Origin of the sequence: Limnohabitans sp. INBF002, assembly GCF_027924905.1 — a bacterium.
Lineage (GTDB): Bacteria > Pseudomonadota > Gammaproteobacteria > Burkholderiales > Burkholderiaceae_C > Limnohabitans.
This window is the reverse complement of record NZ_AP027055.1, coordinates 2,053,198-2,070,163: the sequence shown is the minus strand read 5'-3', so window position 1 is coordinate 2,070,163 and position 16,966 is coordinate 2,053,198. Positions and strand designations below refer to the sequence as shown.

Below are 16,966 nucleotides of genomic sequence, written 5' to 3'. Positions count from 1 at the left end.
TTTTTTATCGTTGTCCCATTTGCACGGCATCAAAAATACCTTGTGCTTCACGGGGCATGCAGCGCCAATATTGCGGGCTGGCTTGCACCGTGCCGTGCAACGCAGCTGCGGCCTCCCACACCCAGCGAGGTTTGTAGAGGAAGGCGCGGGCGAGCGCGATCAGGTCGGCATCGCCGCGCGCCAAGATGTCTTCGGCTTGTTGCGGTTCAGTGATGAGGCCCACGGTGATGGTGGGCATGCCTGTTTTTTGTTTCACCAATTTGGCGAAGGGCACTTGGTAGTCGGGACCCAAAGCAATCTTTTGCTGTGCGGCCACGCCACCTGATGAGATGTGCACAAAGTCGGCGCCTGCGAGTTTCAAGCGCAACGAGAAGTCTGCGGTTTCTTCAGGCGTCCAGCCGTTGTCTACCCAGTCGGAGGCCGAGATGCGCATGCCCAGCGTGCCTTTGTAAACCGCGCGCACCGCCTCAAACACTTCCATGGGGAAGCGTGTGCGGTTGTCAAAGTTGCCGCCGTAGCTGTCAGTGCGGTGATTCGCCACGGGCGACAAGAATTGGTGCAGCAAATAGCCGTGTGCGCCGTGCAGCTCGATGGCTTCAATGCCCATGGCTTCGGCGCGTTGTGCGGCTTTGGCAAAGGCTTGTTTGATGTGTTCCAAGCCCTTGGCATCGAGTTCGTGCGGCGCGGTTTCTTGCGCCAAATGCGGGATGGGGGAGGGCCCTTCGGTTGGCCAACCGCCTTGCTCAGGCTTGAGCAACTGGCCGCCTTGCCACGGTACGGCGCTGGATGCTTTGCGGCCTGCATGGGCGAGCTGAATGCACACGGGCACCTTGGGTGCCAGCTGGCGTGCGCGATGCAGCTTGTCTTGCAAGGCCGCCGCTGTCGCGTCGTCCCACAGTCCTAAGCACATGGGCGTGATGCGGCCCTCTGGCACAACGGCGGTGGCCTCAATGATGAACATGGCGGCCCCGCTGTTGAGCATATTGCCCCAATGCATCAAATGCCAATCGCTGGCTTGCCCGTCGTTGGCCGAGTATTGGCACATGGGCGCGACGATGGCGCGGTTGGCCAAGGTCAGCGGGCCGCTTGGCGAGGTGAGGGTGAATTCAGAAAAGAGGTGACTCAAGGGAACTCCAAAAACAAAAATGCCTGCGGTTCAGGCAGGCATGCATCGTAATCAGGAAGAAGCCAAAGTCATGGCATCTGGGTGACAAGACCTTCAGTCGAGTTTGATGTCAAAGTTTTCTGGGTTGCCTTTGATCAAGTTGGCATCTTCTTTGTGAACTTTTTCTTCAAAGTCAGACAAACGGCTGTTGAGTGCTTCCACGTTGTGCTTGATGCCCGCGAGACGGCCATGGAAAGCGTCGTTGATTTGCTCGCGTTTGAGCTTGGCTTCTTGCTGCGCGGCGGCTGTTACTGGTGGGCGCACGGCGGCAGCGGATGGGGTGGTCGGCTTGCTCACTCTTTGGACGGAAGGTGTTGCTGCGGCCTTATTCACCGTGCCGTTGGTCGAGCCTGTGGGGAAGTCGACCTTCTTGCGCTCGACCGCGCCAGAGGGCAGGGGTTCGAAATGCGATGTGATGGCTTCGTTGCCTACGCCTTGGCGATTGACGCCAGAGGGGGTGTCTTGCGGTGCCGCTTGACGGTTGAGTGAGGCGGCCTCTGTGCCAATCGCTTGGTTGTTTGGCGCAATGCTGGGCGCTGGGGCAAGTGCTTGGCGATTTGTGTCGAAGCCGTCTTGCGCAATCGCTTGTTGGTTGTCTTGAACGCCTAGCTTGGCCAGATTTTGCGCATGGGTGCTGATGCCATCTGTGGGAATGCCTTGCTGGTTTTTGGCGTTGCCGTCTTGACCTAAAGATTGGCGATTGAGCCCCTGTGCATCTTGTGCAATGGTTGGGTTGTTGGCCGTGAGAGGCTTGCTGCTGATGTCTTGCACATTGGGCGCAATCACATCCGTAGGAATGCCTTGTCGATTGGCTTCAATCGCTTTTTCGCCGGGAATGTTTTGTTTGTTGGTCGCAACATGGCCGCCACCTACGTTTTGCTGATTCGATGCAATGACATCGGTTGGGACGCCTTGCCTGTTGTCTTGAATCTTGTCGATGCCTACCTTTTGGTTGTTAGCCTCAAGCACATCGGTGGAAACGTTTTGGACATTGGGCTTGGCAGCACCCTCGCCAGCAACTGTTTGGCGGTTGGCGGCCTCTTTGTTAGCCGCCACTTTTTGGATATTGGCGTCAGTGGTGCCATCGTCTGGTGCGACGTGTGTGGTGTGCTCTGCCAGCGCTGTTGCAAGTGCTTTTTCAGCGTCTAAAGCATCCAACGCTTTTTGTTCAAACGCGCGTTTACGCGCTTCGGTTTCTTCCTCATGGGAAGTCACGATGTTTTTTGGGGTTTTGGCGTTGCCTGTGTGCTCGGAAACCGAGACGCTGTGCTGAGAGCCACTTCTGACTAAGCCGGAAAAGTCGTCGTCATTCATAAGATCTGAAAGCGCGCTATCGAGTCAGGACGGTAAAGATGTACCGATGGTGCCCGGGGCCGGAATCGAACCGGCACGCCTCGCGGCGGGGGATTTTGAGTCCCCTGCGTCTACCAATTTCACCACCCGGGCACGGGAGAGAAGACCGATATTATGACACAAATTTTTCATCGTTTTCTAAAAAAGTGCTGAGAAGTTAAACGTCGCGACTTAACCCCACGTATTGACGTTGGTACCTTGGCCCAACATCGCTAAAACGCTGGACTGTTGCGCTTTCAGACTGGCTTGCGCCAAGGCAGCCGCTGCTTTTTGGGCGGGTGTTGTCGGCGTGCTGACGATTGGATTGGCAGCGGTGCTTGAGCTTTTGCCATTTTTCCCTTGCATATCTAGTGCAGCTTTTTGCGCGCCCGCCAAATCTTCATGGCGCAAGGCTTGGTACAGGCGACCAAGTGGGCTGGTGTTAGTAGCGGCCATAGGCGGCATGCCAGAGGATGCATAGGCTTTTTGCGCTGCTGCCATGTCGCCGGACTTGAGGGCTGCAAACATGTTGTTCATGTTTTGTTGCTTTTGTTGCAGTCCGCTGGCGTACGTGCTTTGTCCAATGGTGTTGACTGTCATTTTTTCTCCGTGTCGGGTTGAGAGGAGATAAGCAATAAACAGACCTTGCTGCATTTGCCACGCTGAGCGGCAAATCATTGCCGCCTTGCGTAGCTTGGATCTCGGCTCAGGGACCCATTTCCCATCCAAGCTAAGGTCGCTTAGCCGTGACCTAAGACGCTGGCTTGCTTGGCTCAGTGGCCTTGTTCACGCCGTCAAATGCTGCCGAATTTTGTCCAGCATGTGATCCACTTTGAACGGTTTGGCCAGATGGTCATCCATGCCCGCATTCAGGCAAGCTTGGCGGTCATCGCCGACGGCGCCTGCAGAGACGCCGATGATTTTCAAATTCAGTTGGTTGATCTGGCGTAGCGTTTCTGCCAGCTCAATGCCGCCCATGTCAGGCATTTCTACATCGACCAGCATCACGTCGTAGTGTTGGTCTTTCAGCTTTTCGAGGGCGGTGAGGCCGCTGTCCGCATGGTCCACGGCCATGCCATGGTGTTTCAGCAGGCGGCACATGGCATCGCGAACAGCGTCGTTGTCTTCCACCACCAGTACGCTGCGCCCCTTGAGGTTGACGTGGGCAAATGGGTTGAGCGTTTCGCCTTGCTCACTTGTCAATGCTGTATTTGCATGCGTTCCCACGCGCGCAGTAAACCAAAACGTGGAGCCGCTTCCCAAAGATGAAGTGACACCTGCATCGCCCGCCATCAGTTGGGCCAGTTGGCGGCAAATAGGAAGCCCCAACCCGGTACCGCTGGTGCGCGAGATATTGCTTTGCGTACCTTGCACAAACCGCTCGAAGACACGCTCACACATGTCTTCAGACAAGCCGCGCCCCGAATCTTGCACAGAGAATTTGAGGGTCACATCATTTTCAGAGCGGTCAATTTGTTCCACGTAGATACGCACAAAACCTTGCTCTGTGAATTTCACCGCGTTGCTCGTCAAATTCAGCAAGGCTTGGGTGAGCCGAGGGGCGTCGCCAACCAGCGTCACGCGATCGTCCATGTTGAAGAGGACGGCATAGTCCAGGCCTTTGCTTTTGACGCTGTGGGCTACCAGGTCACTGACTTGAGTGACAACCTGGTTCAAAACAAAGGGCGCTTTTTTAATTTCGACTTTTCCAGATTCAATTTTGGAAAAATCCAAAATGTCATTGATGAGGTGCAACAGCAGCTCACCCGCAGACTGCGCTTTTTCCAATGATTCACGTTGGTCCGCTGCATCTGTTGGGTGCATGGCTTGTTCCATGTAGGCCAACATGGCGGTCATGGGGGTGCGCACTTCGTGGCTGATGTGGGCCACAAACTCGCTCTTGGCGTTGTTGGCTTTTTCGGCGGCTTGGCGCGCAGATTTCAGTTCATCTTCATAGAGCTTGCGTGCCGTGATGTCTCGGGTCACGCCCAAAATTTCGATCAACGCCCCCTGTGCATCGGCCAAAGGGAAGGCCAAGACTTCGGTCCAAAAGGTGGATCCATCTTTGCGGTAGTACTCCAATTCGCCGTGGAAGTTTTTGGGCGTTTCGCCACGTTGTGCGGCTTGCAGCACGTCTATGACGTATTGGGTTGAAACGGCTTGCGAATCGGGTGTCAGTATTTGGTCGATGGTTTGCTGCATCGCTTCTTCGGGCGTGAGTCCGCGAAGCTTAAAAACGGCGGGGCTGATGTAAGTGATGGCACCATCCAGGCCCATGGTCCAGATCACGTCGTTGGCATAGTCAGCCAGCAGGCGGTGGCGTTGCTCAATCAGATGCAAGGATCGATTGGAATCCGCAAGCCCGCCATCGTTCGCTAGATGTTTGTTGGCTAAATAGTGGGTCGTGGTCATTCGGGCTCAATAGATGGGTTGATCTGGTGTCTGGGCTGAACACGCCGGGCGAAAGTGTAAGACAGGCGCTAGGCACTTACCCTTGGCGCTAATTTGATAAAATTGGGAAATGAGCAGAGACGACGTAACCACAAAAATCGCCAGCGACGGTCTTCGCTACAAATCCAAAGCGGGCGGAAGTCCCTTCGGTGCAACAGGCAACATGATCAACACCATGAGCTGTATGAAGTGTGGGTTGCACAAGCCTCGCGCTTTAGGGTCGTTTCGGCGCCTCTTGGACAAAAGCCATTTCTTCTGCGGTGACTGCCGGCCCATCAAGGCGGCCGAAGCTGTATAAAAAAAATCCCCGTGTAAACAAATACACGGGGATTTTTTTATGACGATTGCGACTTAAGCGCGGGCTTTGCGGCGTGCAGGTGCCTTGGCTGCTTTGGGAGCATGCTCTTTCAGTTTGGCAATGCCTTCTTGGGCCAACTCGGCTGTTTTCTTGGCGTTTTGGCGGGCTTCGGCCAGCGCTTTGTTGCCAGCATCCACAGCGGCCTTGATCACTTGCACAGCAGCTTCAGAACCTTCAGGGGCTTTTTTCAGGTTGTCGTTGATGGCTTTGTTCGCTGCTGCGTGGGCTTGATCAAAGTGACCTTCTGCAAAAGCAGTGGCTTCAGCTTGGAACTGTTGGCCCAATTCGAAGGCTGTTGCTGCAAAACCTGCCAAGCTCTTGGCCGATGTTTCCATTTGCGCTTTCAACAACGCAATGGCTTCTGTGGGGTCTTTCACTTCTAAAGCAGAAGTCAGTTGGTCTTGTGCCAATTCGGCGTTGACTTTGGCTTGCTCGAGCGTCAGCTCAGTGATGCGCTCGGCTTGTGCGAACGACAGGTTCGCCAATTCAAAAGCGGCTTGCACAGAGGCTTCAACTTGGGGTTTGATTTGGTTTTGCATGTTTATTCCTTGGATGGTTGAATTTGATCCAGAAATGTTATCGATCAATTCTGAAAAAACAACGGCTTGGGTTGGCTTTAGAGCCAGTGCTCTAGCCGACTTTTTTCTATAGCCGGCCCATGGATGGCGTACCACTTATGGCACAGTGTGGGCTATGAGTTCACACCTGATTTACCCCACGATTGAGGACGCGATTGGTAAGACGCCTTTGGTCGCTTTGCAGCGCATGGGCGCTGCCGAGAACGCCAAACGCGGCAACGTGATTTTGGGCAAGCTAGAGGGCAACAACCCCGCCGGTTCTGTCAAAGACCGCCCAGCGTTGTCCATGATTCAACGCGCGCAAGAGCGCGGCGACATCCAGCCCGGCGACACCTTGATCGAGGCCACCTCTGGCAACACCGGCATTGCGCTCGCGATGGCTGCGGCCATCAAGGGCTACCGCATGGTGCTCATCATGCCCGAGGACTTGTCGATTGAACGCGCCCAAACCATGAAGGCTTTTGGTGCCGAGCTGATCTTGACGCCCAAGAGCGGCGGCATGGAATACGCCCGCGACTTGGCCGAGCGCATGGCCAAAGAAGGCAAGGGCCGCGTGCTGGACCAATTTGCCAACGAAGACAACCCGCGCATCCACTACGAAACCACCGGCCCCGAGCTGTGGGAGCAAACGCAGGGACGCATCACGCACTTCGTGAGCGCCATGGGGACCACGGGCACCATCACCGGCGTGTCGCGTTATTTGAAAGAAAAGAACCCCGCCATTCGCATCATTGGCGCGCAGCCCTCAGAAGGCTCGCGCATTCCTGGCATTCGCAAATGGCCGCAAGAGTACTTGCCCAAAATTTACGACGCGAGCAACGTGGATGAGTTGGTCTACGTCAGTCAAGACGATGCCGAAGACATGTGCCGACGCATGGCGCGCGAAGAAGGCATCTTTGCGGGTATCTCAGCCGCTGGTGCTTGCTGGGTGGCGATGCAAATTGCGCAGCAGGTTGAGAACGCCACCATTGCCTTCATCGTCTGCGACCGTGGCGACCGCTACTTATCGACTGGGGTGTTTCCCGCATGAACATCGATGTCGAACTGGACACGCGCGGCTTGAATTGCCCGCTGCCGATTTTGAAAGCCAAGAAGGCCCTCACCGCCATGGCGAGTGGTCAAGTGCTGAAAGTGGTGTCGACCGACACGGGCTCATTGCGCGACTTTGCGGCTTTTGCCAAACAAACCGGTAATGAGTTGTTGTCGCAAACCACAGAGGGCAGCGACTTCATTCACATTCTGAAGAGACGTTGAATTAAGCGACGTTGAGTTGCTTGAGGTAGGCGCGGAACTCAGCGCCCACTTCGGGGTGCTGCAAGGCGAGCTCAACGCTGGCTTGCAAGAAGCCCACTTTGCTACCGCAGTCGTAGCGCTTGCCTTCGTACGAATAGGCCAGCACTTTTTCAGTGGCCAACAAACCCGCAATGCCATCGGTGAGTTGAATCTCACCTTGCACGCCACGGCCGCCTGCGCGGATGCGCTCGAACACCGCAGGGGTCAAGATGTAGCGGCCTGCCACCGTGGTGCGCGAGGGCGCCACTTCGGCTTTGGGCTTTTCCACCATTTGCTGGATGTCGACCAAGCCGTTGCCAATGTCGGTGCCCGCCACCACGCCGTAGCGGTGCACGTGTTCCAGCGGCACTTCTTGCACGGCCAACACAGAAGACTGTGTGCGTGCAAACACTTCAGCCATTTGCTTCAACACGCCAGGGCCACCTGCTTTGCCACGCATCAAGTCGTCGGCCAGCAACACAGCAAAGGGCTCATCGCCCACCAAGTGCTCAGCACACAACACGGCATGGCCTAAGCCCAGTGCGCGAGCTTGGCGCACGTAGACGCATTGCATGTCGTCGGGTTGCACGCTGCGCACGATGTCGAGCAGGGCTTGTTTGCCAGCGGCTTCGAGTTCGGTTTCCAACTCGTAGGCCATGTCAAAGTGGTCTTCAATGGCGCGCTTGCTGCGGCCTGTGACAAAAATCATTTCACGAATGCCAGCCTCATAGGCTTCTTCCACCGCGTATTGGATGAGCGGCTTGTCCACCACGGTGAGCATTTCCTTGGGGCTGGCTTTGGTCGCGGGCAAGAAGCGTGTGCCCATGCCTGCTACTGGGAATACGGCTTTGGTGAGTGCTTTGGTCATAGATGTGAAATTAATAGTTTTGCCAAGTTTAGCGAGGCTTTATTTCTGCAGTTTGACAAGCTGCTCTTGCACCTTGGTCAGCGTGGCCGTGAATTCAGCCACGCGCTTCTTGGCTTCTTCAATCACTGCGGGGGGCGCTTTGGCCACGAAGGCTTCGTTGCTCAGCTTGGCACCCGCTTTTGTGATTTCGTTTTGCAAACGGTCCACTTCTTTGCCCAAACGAATCTTCTCGGCGGCCACGTCCACTTCGATGAACAAGCACACGCGCAATTCGCCAATCACGGCCACGGGTGCGGCTTGTGCAGCGGCAGACCATGCGGCCTCGTCGTCAAACACTTTGACTTCGCTGAGTTTGGCCAAGGCTTGCAACACAGGTGCTGCACCTTGCATGAAAGCGAACTCTTCTGCATTGCCAGCCAGCGCAAACAAAGGCATGCGGGTGGCGGGCGACACGCCCATTTCGCCGCGCAAGTTGCGACAGGCGTCTACCAACGATTTCAAGCGCGCCACATAGGCCTCGGCTTGTTCGTCAATGCGCTCAGGCTGGCTCACGGGGTAGGCCGCAATGCTGATCGACGCCGCTTTGTCGTCGGCCTTGATGCGGCCTGCCACCACCGCCACGGTTTGCCACAGTTCTTCGGTGATGAAGGGGGTGATGGGGTGAGCCAAACGCAGAATGGTTTCTAACGTGCGAATCAGGGTGCGGCGGGTCGCACGTTTTTGCGCCTCATCACCGGTGTTGATTTGTACTTTCGCGATTTCCAAATACCAATCGCAGAACTCGTTCCACACGAAGTCGTAAATCGTGTTGGCCACGTTGTCGAGGCGGTACTCGGCAAAGCCTTTGGCCACTTCGGCTTCCACGCGTTGCAGCTTAGACACGATCCAGCGGTCGGCTTGGCTGAAGTTCAGGTAGCCGTGTGACGAGCCACCTACCGCGCACTCTTCTTTGGTGTGTTCTTTCAAGCCACAGTCTTGGCCTTCGCAGTTCATCAACACAAAGCGTGAGGCGTTCCACACTTTGTTGCAGAAGTTGCGGTAGCCTTCGCAGCGCTTGCTGTCGAAGTTGATGCTGCGACCCAATGAGGCCAATGCCGCAAACGTGAAGCGCAGCGCATCGGCACCGTAGGCCGGAATGCCTTCGGGGAATTCTTTTTCGGTTTGCTTGCGGACTTTGGGGGCAGTCTCGGGTTTGCGCAGGCCTTGGGTGCGTTTGTCTAACAAGGGCTCTAGCGTGATGCCGTCAATCAAGTCCACAGGGTCCAGCACGTTGCCTTCAGACTTGCTCATCTTCTTGCCCTGTGCATCGAGCACCAGGCCGTGGATGTACACATGTTTGAACGGCACGCGACCCGTGAAGTGCGTGGTCATCATGATCATCCGGGCGACCCAGAAGAAGATGATGTCGTAGCCGGTCACTAAGACAGACGAAGGCAAATACAAGTCGTAATCGGGCGTCTTCTCAGGCCAGCCCATGGTGCTGAACGGCACCAGCGCCGACGAGTACCAAGTGTCCAGCACGTCTTCATCGCGCTTGAGCGTCTTGCCGGGGGCTTTGGCTTGTGCTTCGGCTTCGTTGCGGGCCACGTACACATTGCCGTCTTCGTCGTACCAAGCTGGGATCTGGTGGCCCCACCACAGTTGGCGGCTGATGCACCAGTCCTGGATGTTGTTCATCCACTGGTTGTAGGTGTTGATCCAGTTTTCAGGCACGAACTTGACTTCACCCGATTGCACGGCGTCAATGGCTTTTTGGGCAATGCTCTTGCCGGTGGCGTCGCCTTGGCCGACCTGGTTCATGGCGACGAACCACTGGTCGGTCAGCATGGGCTCGATCACCTGGCCGGTGCGGGCGCAGCGGGGCACCATGAGCTTGTGTTTCTTCACCTCGACCAAAGCACCTGCGGCTTCGAGGTCGGCCACCACGGCCTTGCGGGCCACGAAGCGGTCCAGGCCCCGGTATTTTTCGGGGGCGTTGCTGTTGATGGTCGCGTCCAGATTCAGCACGCAGATCATGTCCAGCTTGTGGCGCTGGCCGACTTGGTAGTCGTTGGTGTCGTGCGCGGGCGTGACCTTGACCACGCCGGTGCCGAAGGCCTTGTCCACGTAGTCGTCGGCGATCACGGGGATGGTGCGGCCGCACAAAGGCAGGTTGACCTGCTTGCCGATCAGGGCGCTGTAGCGCTCGTCTTCGGGGTGCACCATCACGGCCACGTCGCCCAGCAGGGTTTCGGGGCGGGTGGTGGCGACAGTCAGGCTGCCTGAGCCATCGGCCAAGTCATAGCGGATGTGCCACATCGAGCCGTCTTCTTCTTCGCTCTCGACTTCGAGGTCAGACACCGCGCTCATCAGCACCGGGTCCCAGTTGACCAGGCGCTTGCCACGGTAAATCAGACCTTGTTCATACAGTTGCACAAAGGTTTCGGTCACGGTTTTGGACAGCTTGGGGTCCATCGTGAAGTATTCGCGGCTCCAATCCACGCTGTCGCCCATGCGGCGCATTTGGCTGGTGATGGTGCTGCCCGATTCCTCTTTCCACTCCCAGACCTTGCTCACAAAGTTCTTGCGGGCCTCGGCAGGCGTGGGGCCCATGTCGTGGCGGCTGATGCCTTTGGCCTGCAACTGGCGCTCCACCACGATTTGCGTGGCAATGCCGGCGTGGTCGGTGCCGGGAATCCAGGCGGTGTTGAAGCCAGACATGCGGTGGTAGCGGGTGAGCGAATCCATGATGGTCTGGTTGAACGCGTGGCCCATGTGCAGCGTGCCCGTCACGTTGGGCGGCGGCAGCTGGATGGCAAACGCGGGTGCATCAGCCGCTGGTGCGCCTGTGCCGCGGAAGCCAGCTACGCCATAGCCGCGTTTTTCCCACTCTGGGCCCCAATGGGCTTCTAAGGCGGCGGGCTCGAACGATTTAGACAGGCGCTCAAGGCCGGGTTGTTCGAGAGGGAGTGCGGGCGTGTTGCTCATGAGACGGGCTTTTGCAAAAGAAAAACGGCAGCACAGGGCAGCCGTTGAACGCTGTTAGCGGGGATAGGTCATTTTACCTAGGTGCGGGCTTGCCAAATCAGAGAGCCGTCCACACACGAGGTAGAAATATATGAGTAAAAATAGCCTCATAAAAATCATTCAAATTAAGTGAATTGAATCATGATGAACTTCCTATTTCGCGCCTTGCTTGCTTGTGTGTGTGTCTCCAGCGCGTTGGCCGCCACAAAAGACCTGGTGTACTGCGCAGAGGGCAGCCCCGAGTTCTTCTCGCCCAGCATCAGCCATTCGGCCACCTCGTTTGATGTGACGCAGCAAATTTTTGACAATTTGGTCACATTTGAAGCAGGAACAACCCACCTCAAGCCGGCTTTGGCCACGTACTGGCACGTGTCGGAGGATGGGTTGACGTACACCTTTTTCTTGCGACGCGGTGTGAAGTGGCAGTCCAACGCCTTGTTCACGCCGAGGCGTGATTTCAATGCCGACGATGTCATCTTCACGCTGGCGCGTTCTTGGAAGCCAGAGCATCCTTATTTCCACGTCACGCACCAAGACCACCCGTACTTCAACGACATGGCCATGGGGGAGGTGCTCAAACACATTCGCAAGGTCGATGACTACACCGTTGAATTTGTCTTGACCGAGCCAGTGGCACCCTTCGTGGCGAACTTGGCCATGTCTTGGGCGGGCATTCAGTCGGCCGAGTACGGGGCCGCCATGCACGCGGCGGGTACGCCCGAACAGTTTGACCAAGCGCCTCTGGGCACTGGGCCATTTCAGTGGCGCGCTTACCAAAAGGACAGATCAATCGTCTTCACGGCATTTGACAAACATTGGGCGGGTCGTGCCAAAGTTGATCGCCTGACCTTTCTGATTGACACCGACCCCTCGGTGCGTTGGGCCAAATTGCAAGCGGGGCAGTGCCATGTTTTGGCGTATCCCAATCCCGCAGACATGCCGCAGATGCGCCAAGATGTGCGCGTCAAAGTGTTGAGCCAAACCGGATTGAACGTTGGTTTCTTGGCGTACAACATCAGCAAAAAACCGTTCGACGATGTGCGTGTGCGTCGCGCCTTGAACATGGCGATCAACAAACGAAAAATTTTGCGCACGGTCTACCAACACACCGCAGTCCCCGCCATCAACCCCATGCCACCGATTCAATGGGGTTACAACCGCGAGGTCGAAGACGATGTGTATGACCCCGAAGCCGCCATGAAGCTGTTGGCGCAAGCCGGCTATCCCAAGGGCTTCAAAACCGATGTGTGGGCCATGACCGTGCAACGCCCCTACATGCCCGACGCGTTGAGCGTGGCCAAGTTGATCCGCGAAGACTTGGCTGAAATCGGTGTGAAGGTCGAGATCAAAAGCCCTGAATGGACCGACTACGTGCGCGGCATGAAAACCGGCGAGCACCACATGGGCTTGTTCGGTTGGGCCGGGGACAACGGCGATCCCGATAACTTTTTGAACACCTTGCTGGGTTGCTCGGCCATGAATGGATTCAATGTGGCGCGTTTTTGCGATGCGGGCTATGACGATTTGGTCAAACAAGCCAAACGCTCGTCCAGCAAGCAAGAGCGTTCTGTCCTTTACCAACGCGCCCAAGTGATTGCCAAAGCACAGGCCCCCTGGTTCACCATTTCGCACACGGTGCAGTTCAAGGTGGTGCGGCGTGAGGTGGAGGGGTTTGAGCTCAGCCCTTTGGGGCGGCTCAGTTTTCATCGCGTCTCTTTGGGGCAGTCCAGCCCCTGACGCGGGGCTATTTGGCCCCATCCATAATTCAGGCTTCCTCGTGAAGCCTTTTTTGTGCCCTATGTTGTTTCTGCTCTCACCCGCCAAAGCCCTTGACTACGACACCCCTGCGGGTGACGTGCCGCACACGCAGCCGCTGTTTGTGCAGCAGTCTGCCGAGTTGATTGACATCCTCAAAGACAAATCGCCGCAAGACATTGCCAGCTTGATGCACTTGAGCGATGCGCTTGCCAGCCTGAACGTGGCGCGCTACCAAGCGTGGCGCCCAAAATTCACAGACAAAAATGCCAAGCAAGCGGTGCTGGCCTTCAATGGCGATGTGTACGAAGGCTTGGACGCCAAAACCTTGAAGCCCAAAGACTTGGATTGGGCGCAAGAGCATGTGGCGATTTTGAGTGGCCTCTATGGCGTGTTGCGCCCCCTCGACTGGATGCAACCGTATCGCCTAGAAATGGGTACGGCGTTGGCCAATGACAAGGGCAACAACCTGTACAAGTTTTGGGGCACACAGATTGCTGATTATTTGAACGAACGCTTGAGCGCTGAGCGCGAGCCCATCATCGTCAATTTGGCATCGCAAGAGTATTTCAAATCGGTAGACCGCAAGGCCTTGAAAGCGCGCGTCATTGAATGCGTGTTTGAAGACTACAAAGGCGGCAAATACAAAATCATCAGCTTCAACGCCAAGCGCGCGCGTGGTTTGATGACGCGCTATGCCGTGACCCACCAAGTCAAAACGCCCAAGGCCTTGGAAGGCTTCAACTCAGAAGGCTATGCGTTTGACGCCGCTGTCTCAGAGCCGGACCGCAAAGTGTTCCGCCGCAAATTGGATGGAATGAATTGATGAACACCCCTGAACAATCGCAGCTTGGCAAGTCGTCGTCGTATGTGGACCAGTACGACGCGTCCTTGCTGTTTCCCATTCCACGCCAAACCAAACGTGACGAAATTGGCATCACCGGCCAGCCCCCATTTTTTGGTGCTGACTTATGGACGGCGTATGAGCTGAGTTGGCTCAACACACGCGGCAAGCCGCAAGTGGCTTTGGCGCGCATCACCGTGCCCGCGGAGTCCACGCACATCATTGAGAGCAAATCGTTCAAGCTGTACTTGAACAGTTTCAACAACACGCGCATCGACGACATTGCTGAATTGCAAACCCGTTTGCGCCAAGACTTGAGCGCAGCCATTTGGCAGGGCGAGTCCGTCAAGGCCAGCGTGGGCGTGCAACTGGTGTTGCCCGAAAGTTTTGACCGCGAGCCCGTGCACGAGTTGGACGGACTCAGTCTGGATCGTTTGGATTTGGAGTGCGACCAGTACCAACCCAACCCCGAGCTGCTGACCGCCAATTTCAACGAAGCGCCGACCACCGAAACATTGACCAGCAATTTGCTGAAAAGCAATTGCTTGGTCACGGGTCAACCCGACTGGGGCAGTGTGCGCATCAGCTACACCGGCCCGCAAATTGACCAGGCCGGTTTGTTGCGCTACATCGTGAGCTTTAGAAACCACAACGAGTTCCATGAGCAATGCGTGGAGCGCATCTTCATGGACATCACGCGCCGTTGCAAACCGCTGCGCTTGGAGGTGTATGCGCGTTACACACGCCGCGGTGGCTTGGACATCAATCCTTGGCGCACCAGCCATCCGCAGGCCGTGCCATCGAACGTGCGCACGGCACGCCAGTGATCGCAGCGGTGTCAGCCACCTAAGGCTTTCACAAACACGTCCGTCATCTCGGGGCAAAACAAGGTGCCCTTGTTGCTCAAGATCACGCGCACAGCGTCGGCGGGGCTGCTTTCTGCTTTGGCGTAGTCGCCCGATTGCAGCTCTTCGTAGGCTTCCACGATGGCCACAATGCGTGCGCCCACTGGAATCTCGTTGCCGGTCAGCGCATCTGGAAAACCCGTGCCGTTGAAGTACTCGTGATGTGAACGAATGATGGCGGCCACCCCTTTCATGTCGTCCAGCGTGTTGAGTGTGGTCTCTCCCATGAGGCAGTGGGTGCGATACACCTTGGCATCGGCCAGTGGCAGCTCGATGAACTTGGTGTTCAGCACGCGGTCGCTCAAACCAATCTTGCCAATGTCGTGCAACAAACCCGCGATGTAGACCGATTGACACGCGTCATCGCTCAAGCCCGCCAGTTTGGCCATCTTCATCGACAGCGTGGCCACGCGGCGTGAGTGCGGCAGCAAGTCGGGGCGACGCAACTCTAGGATGTTGGAGAACGCCTTGATGGAGGCCACATAAGCTGCACGCAAATCTTTTGTGCGCTCCTGCACGCGGGACTCCAGCGTGTCCACCATTTCATTGAGCGATTCTTTTTGCGCCACCGTCAACGCTTCTAAGCGGTCATGTTCGTTGGCCAAGGTGCCAAATGCGATGGCCGACTTGATGGTGCCCAGCAACTCCGCATCGTTCCAAGGCTTAGCGGTGTAGCGGTAAATCGCCCCTTGGTTGATGGCGTCAATCGCACCCGAGACATCGGATGCACCCGTCAGCATGAGGCGCATGGTGTGCGGCCATTGCTGGCGCACTTTTTCAAGCAGTTCTGTGCCGTCCATCTGCGGCATTTGCATGTCCGAGATGATGACGTGGATGGGTTCTTTCGCCAGCAAGTCCAAGGCTTGTGCGCCGCTTTCTGCGGTGAACACCTCAAACCCTTCAAGTGACAACATGCGACGCAAGGCCGACAAGATGTTGGGCTCGTCGTCCACGCACAGCACTTTGTATTGGCTGGCATCAAACGATTCATTGCTAGAAGAAGTCATGGTCATCCTTTGGCCGCTGGGCGTTTGATGGGGAGTGTGATTTTGAACGTGGTGCCCACGCCAACAGTGCTGTCCACCGTGAGTGTGCCGCCGTGCTGCTGGATGATGTTTTGCGACACCGAAAGTCCAAGGCCTGTGCCCGTACCCGGGTCTTTGGTGGTGAAAAACGGATCGAAGATTTTTTTCAAAATCTCGGGCGCAATGCCTGGCCCGTTGTCTTGCACCTCAACCCACACCTGTTCGTGATTGCAGGCGGTCCGAATGTCAATCACGCCCATCTTGCCGGTGGGCATGGCTTGTGCGGCGTTGACGATGAGGTTCAAAAACACTTGGTCAATTTGTGACGGTGCGCATTCCACCAAAGGTAAATCGCCCAGCGTCAAACGCACATCGGCACGGTCTTTGAGTTGGTTGCGCGCAATGTTGAGGGTGGACTTCAAGCCCACCTGAAGGTCAGACGCCACATAGTGCGTGGCTGCATTGGTGCGTGCGTAGTCTTTCAAGTCTTGGATGATGGCCTTCACGCGGCCCACGCCTTCTTGCGTTTCTTTCAGCAAGCTTTGTAAATCGTCGCGGATGAAGGCGTAGTTGAGTTTCTTTTTCAACGCGGCCATTTCTGCGGGGTCCGTTGCGGGTGCATCCAGCACCTTTTCGTACACCGCCAAATATTTTTGCAGCGTGGTCAGATTGGACGACACGTAGCCCACAGGGTTGTTGATTTCGTGGGCCACGCCTGCAGCCAGTTCGCCGAGCGAGGCCAGTTTTTCAGACTGCACCAAGCGCTTGGTGGCTTCGTCGAGTTGGGCCTCAAACATGTGGCCGCGTTGCACCACGGTGAAATAAGCGCGCCACAAAAACACGCCCAAAATGAGAATGCCCGACACCACCGAAAGCACCGAAAGCAGCAGCGTTTGTTGGCGCAGGCTGACCAAGTCGGCGCTGTCGAGTTCGTTGTAGGTTTGCAGCCGCACCCAGCCCAAGTCAGAGCCCAAGCTCACCTTGGCCCAGGTGGTGATGAAGGCGTGGTCGCGCGATTGCAGCAGCGCTTGCTCGGTTTCTGGGGTTTGTATCCAATCGGGATCAAACACCAAATGCGGCTCTTGACCCGGCTCACGTTTGAGGGCCGATAGCACCTTGCCTGCGGTGTCGGTCAAGATGACCGAGGCCACTTCGGCATTCGACATGGTTTGCACAATGCGCGACTCGACCGAGGCGTAGTCTTTCAGCACCATTTGGTCGGCCACCGCCACCACCAAACCTTGTGTGAGGTTGTGCGAGGTTTGAAACTTACCTTCCCACAACAAGCTTTTGGATTGGTAATACGCCGCCAGCCCTGAACCAATTTGCAGCAGCGCCAACGCCAGCCCAATCAACAGGGCCGGTTTGATGCTTTTCCACTGCGCAGAACTCAGGCGTTGCAGCATG

At 56.4% G+C, this 16,966-nt stretch carries 14 protein-coding genes and 1 tRNA gene; 5 read left to right on the top strand and 10 right to left on the bottom strand.

Annotated elements, in window-relative coordinates; genetic code table 11:
• Window positions 1–4: 4 nt before the first annotated feature.
• The 6 genes from QMG15_RS10365 to QMG15_RS10340 all read right to left on the bottom strand — a co-directional run bounded on the left by QMG15_RS10365 (window position 5) and on the right by QMG15_RS10340 (window position 5,845).
• Window positions 5–1,126: an NADH:flavin oxidoreductase/NADH oxidase gene (locus QMG15_RS10365; RefSeq protein ID WP_281788545.1), complete on the bottom strand. Its 1,122-nt coding sequence runs from the start codon at window positions 1,124–1,126 to the stop codon at window positions 5–7.
• Window positions 1,127–1,219: 93 nt separating this feature from the next.
• Window positions 1,220–2,380, bottom strand: a complete 1,161-nt coding sequence (locus tag QMG15_RS10360; protein ID WP_281788544.1) for a hypothetical protein — start codon at window positions 2,378–2,380, stop codon at window positions 1,220–1,222.
• A gap of 146 nt (window positions 2,381–2,526) precedes the next feature.
• Window positions 2,527–2,611 (bottom strand) — tRNA-Leu (locus QMG15_RS10355).
• Window positions 2,612–2,689: 78 nt separating this feature from the next.
• Entirely contained in the window at window positions 2,690–3,097 is a 408-nt protein-coding gene (locus tag QMG15_RS10350; protein ID WP_281788543.1) for a hypothetical protein, read from the bottom strand.
• Between the two features lie 186 nt (window positions 3,098–3,283).
• Window positions 3,284–4,909: a response regulator gene (locus QMG15_RS10345; RefSeq protein ID WP_281788542.1), complete on the bottom strand. Its 1,626-nt coding sequence runs from the start codon at window positions 4,907–4,909 to the stop codon at window positions 3,284–3,286.
• A 390-nt stretch (window positions 4,910–5,299) separates the two neighbouring features.
• Window positions 5,300–5,845: a phasin family protein gene (locus tag QMG15_RS10340; protein WP_281788541.1), complete on the bottom strand. Its 546-nt coding sequence runs from the start codon at window positions 5,843–5,845 to the stop codon at window positions 5,300–5,302.
• 166 nt (window positions 5,846–6,011) lie between these two features.
• On the opposite strand from QMG15_RS10340, the gene cysM reads away from it, so the two are divergent.
• Entirely contained in the window at window positions 6,012–6,914 is a 903-nt protein-coding gene (gene cysM / locus QMG15_RS10335; protein WP_281790120.1) for a cysteine synthase CysM, read from the top strand.
• On the top strand, window positions 6,911–7,138 hold the full coding sequence (locus QMG15_RS10330; RefSeq protein WP_281788540.1) for a sulfurtransferase TusA family protein: 228 nt from the start codon (window positions 6,911–6,913) through the stop codon (window positions 7,136–7,138). The genes cysM and QMG15_RS10330 overlap by 4 nt, the downstream gene beginning before the upstream one ends.
• A gap of 1 nt (window position 7,139) precedes the next feature.
• Here QMG15_RS10330 and galU read toward each other — a convergent pair whose 3' ends face one another.
• Together galU and QMG15_RS10320 are read right to left on the bottom strand one after the other, a co-directional pair.
• Window positions 7,140–8,024: a UTP--glucose-1-phosphate uridylyltransferase GalU gene (gene galU, locus QMG15_RS10325; RefSeq protein ID WP_281788539.1), complete on the bottom strand. Its 885-nt coding sequence runs from the start codon at window positions 8,022–8,024 to the stop codon at window positions 7,140–7,142.
• Between the two features lie 39 nt (window positions 8,025–8,063).
• Window positions 8,064–10,991, bottom strand: a complete 2,928-nt coding sequence (locus QMG15_RS10320) for a valine--tRNA ligase (protein ID WP_281788538.1) — start codon at window positions 10,989–10,991, stop codon at window positions 8,064–8,066.
• 180 nt (window positions 10,992–11,171) lie between these two features.
• Here QMG15_RS10320 and QMG15_RS10315 point away from each other — a divergent pair, with 180 nt between their 5' ends.
• From QMG15_RS10315 to queF, 3 genes are all read left to right on the top strand, one after another.
• Entirely contained in the window at window positions 11,172–12,767 is a 1,596-nt protein-coding gene (locus tag QMG15_RS10315) for an ABC transporter substrate-binding protein (protein WP_281788537.1), read from the top strand.
• A 61-nt stretch (window positions 12,768–12,828) separates the two neighbouring features.
• Window positions 12,829–13,611, top strand: coding sequence for a peroxide stress protein YaaA (gene yaaA / locus QMG15_RS10310; protein WP_281788536.1), 783 nt, complete (start codon window positions 12,829–12,831; stop codon window positions 13,609–13,611).
• Window positions 13,611–14,456, top strand: coding sequence for an NADPH-dependent 7-cyano-7-deazaguanine reductase QueF (gene queF / locus QMG15_RS10305; RefSeq protein ID WP_281788535.1), 846 nt, complete (start codon window positions 13,611–13,613; stop codon window positions 14,454–14,456). Before yaaA ends, queF begins: the two co-directional genes overlap by 1 nt.
• An 11-nt stretch (window positions 14,457–14,467) precedes the next feature.
• Here the strand turns inward: queF and QMG15_RS10300 are convergent, their stop codons facing one another.
• Window positions 14,468–15,541, bottom strand: a complete 1,074-nt coding sequence (locus QMG15_RS10300) for an HD domain-containing phosphohydrolase (protein ID WP_281788534.1) — start codon at window positions 15,539–15,541, stop codon at window positions 14,468–14,470.
• A gap of 2 nt (window positions 15,542–15,543) precedes the next feature.
• Window positions 15,544–16,965 carry an ATP-binding protein gene (locus tag QMG15_RS10295; protein WP_281788533.1) on the bottom strand — a complete coding sequence of 474 codons (1,422 nt, stop codon included), beginning with the start codon at window positions 16,963–16,965 and terminating at the stop codon, window positions 15,544–15,546.
• Window position 16,966 lies beyond the last annotated feature (1 nt).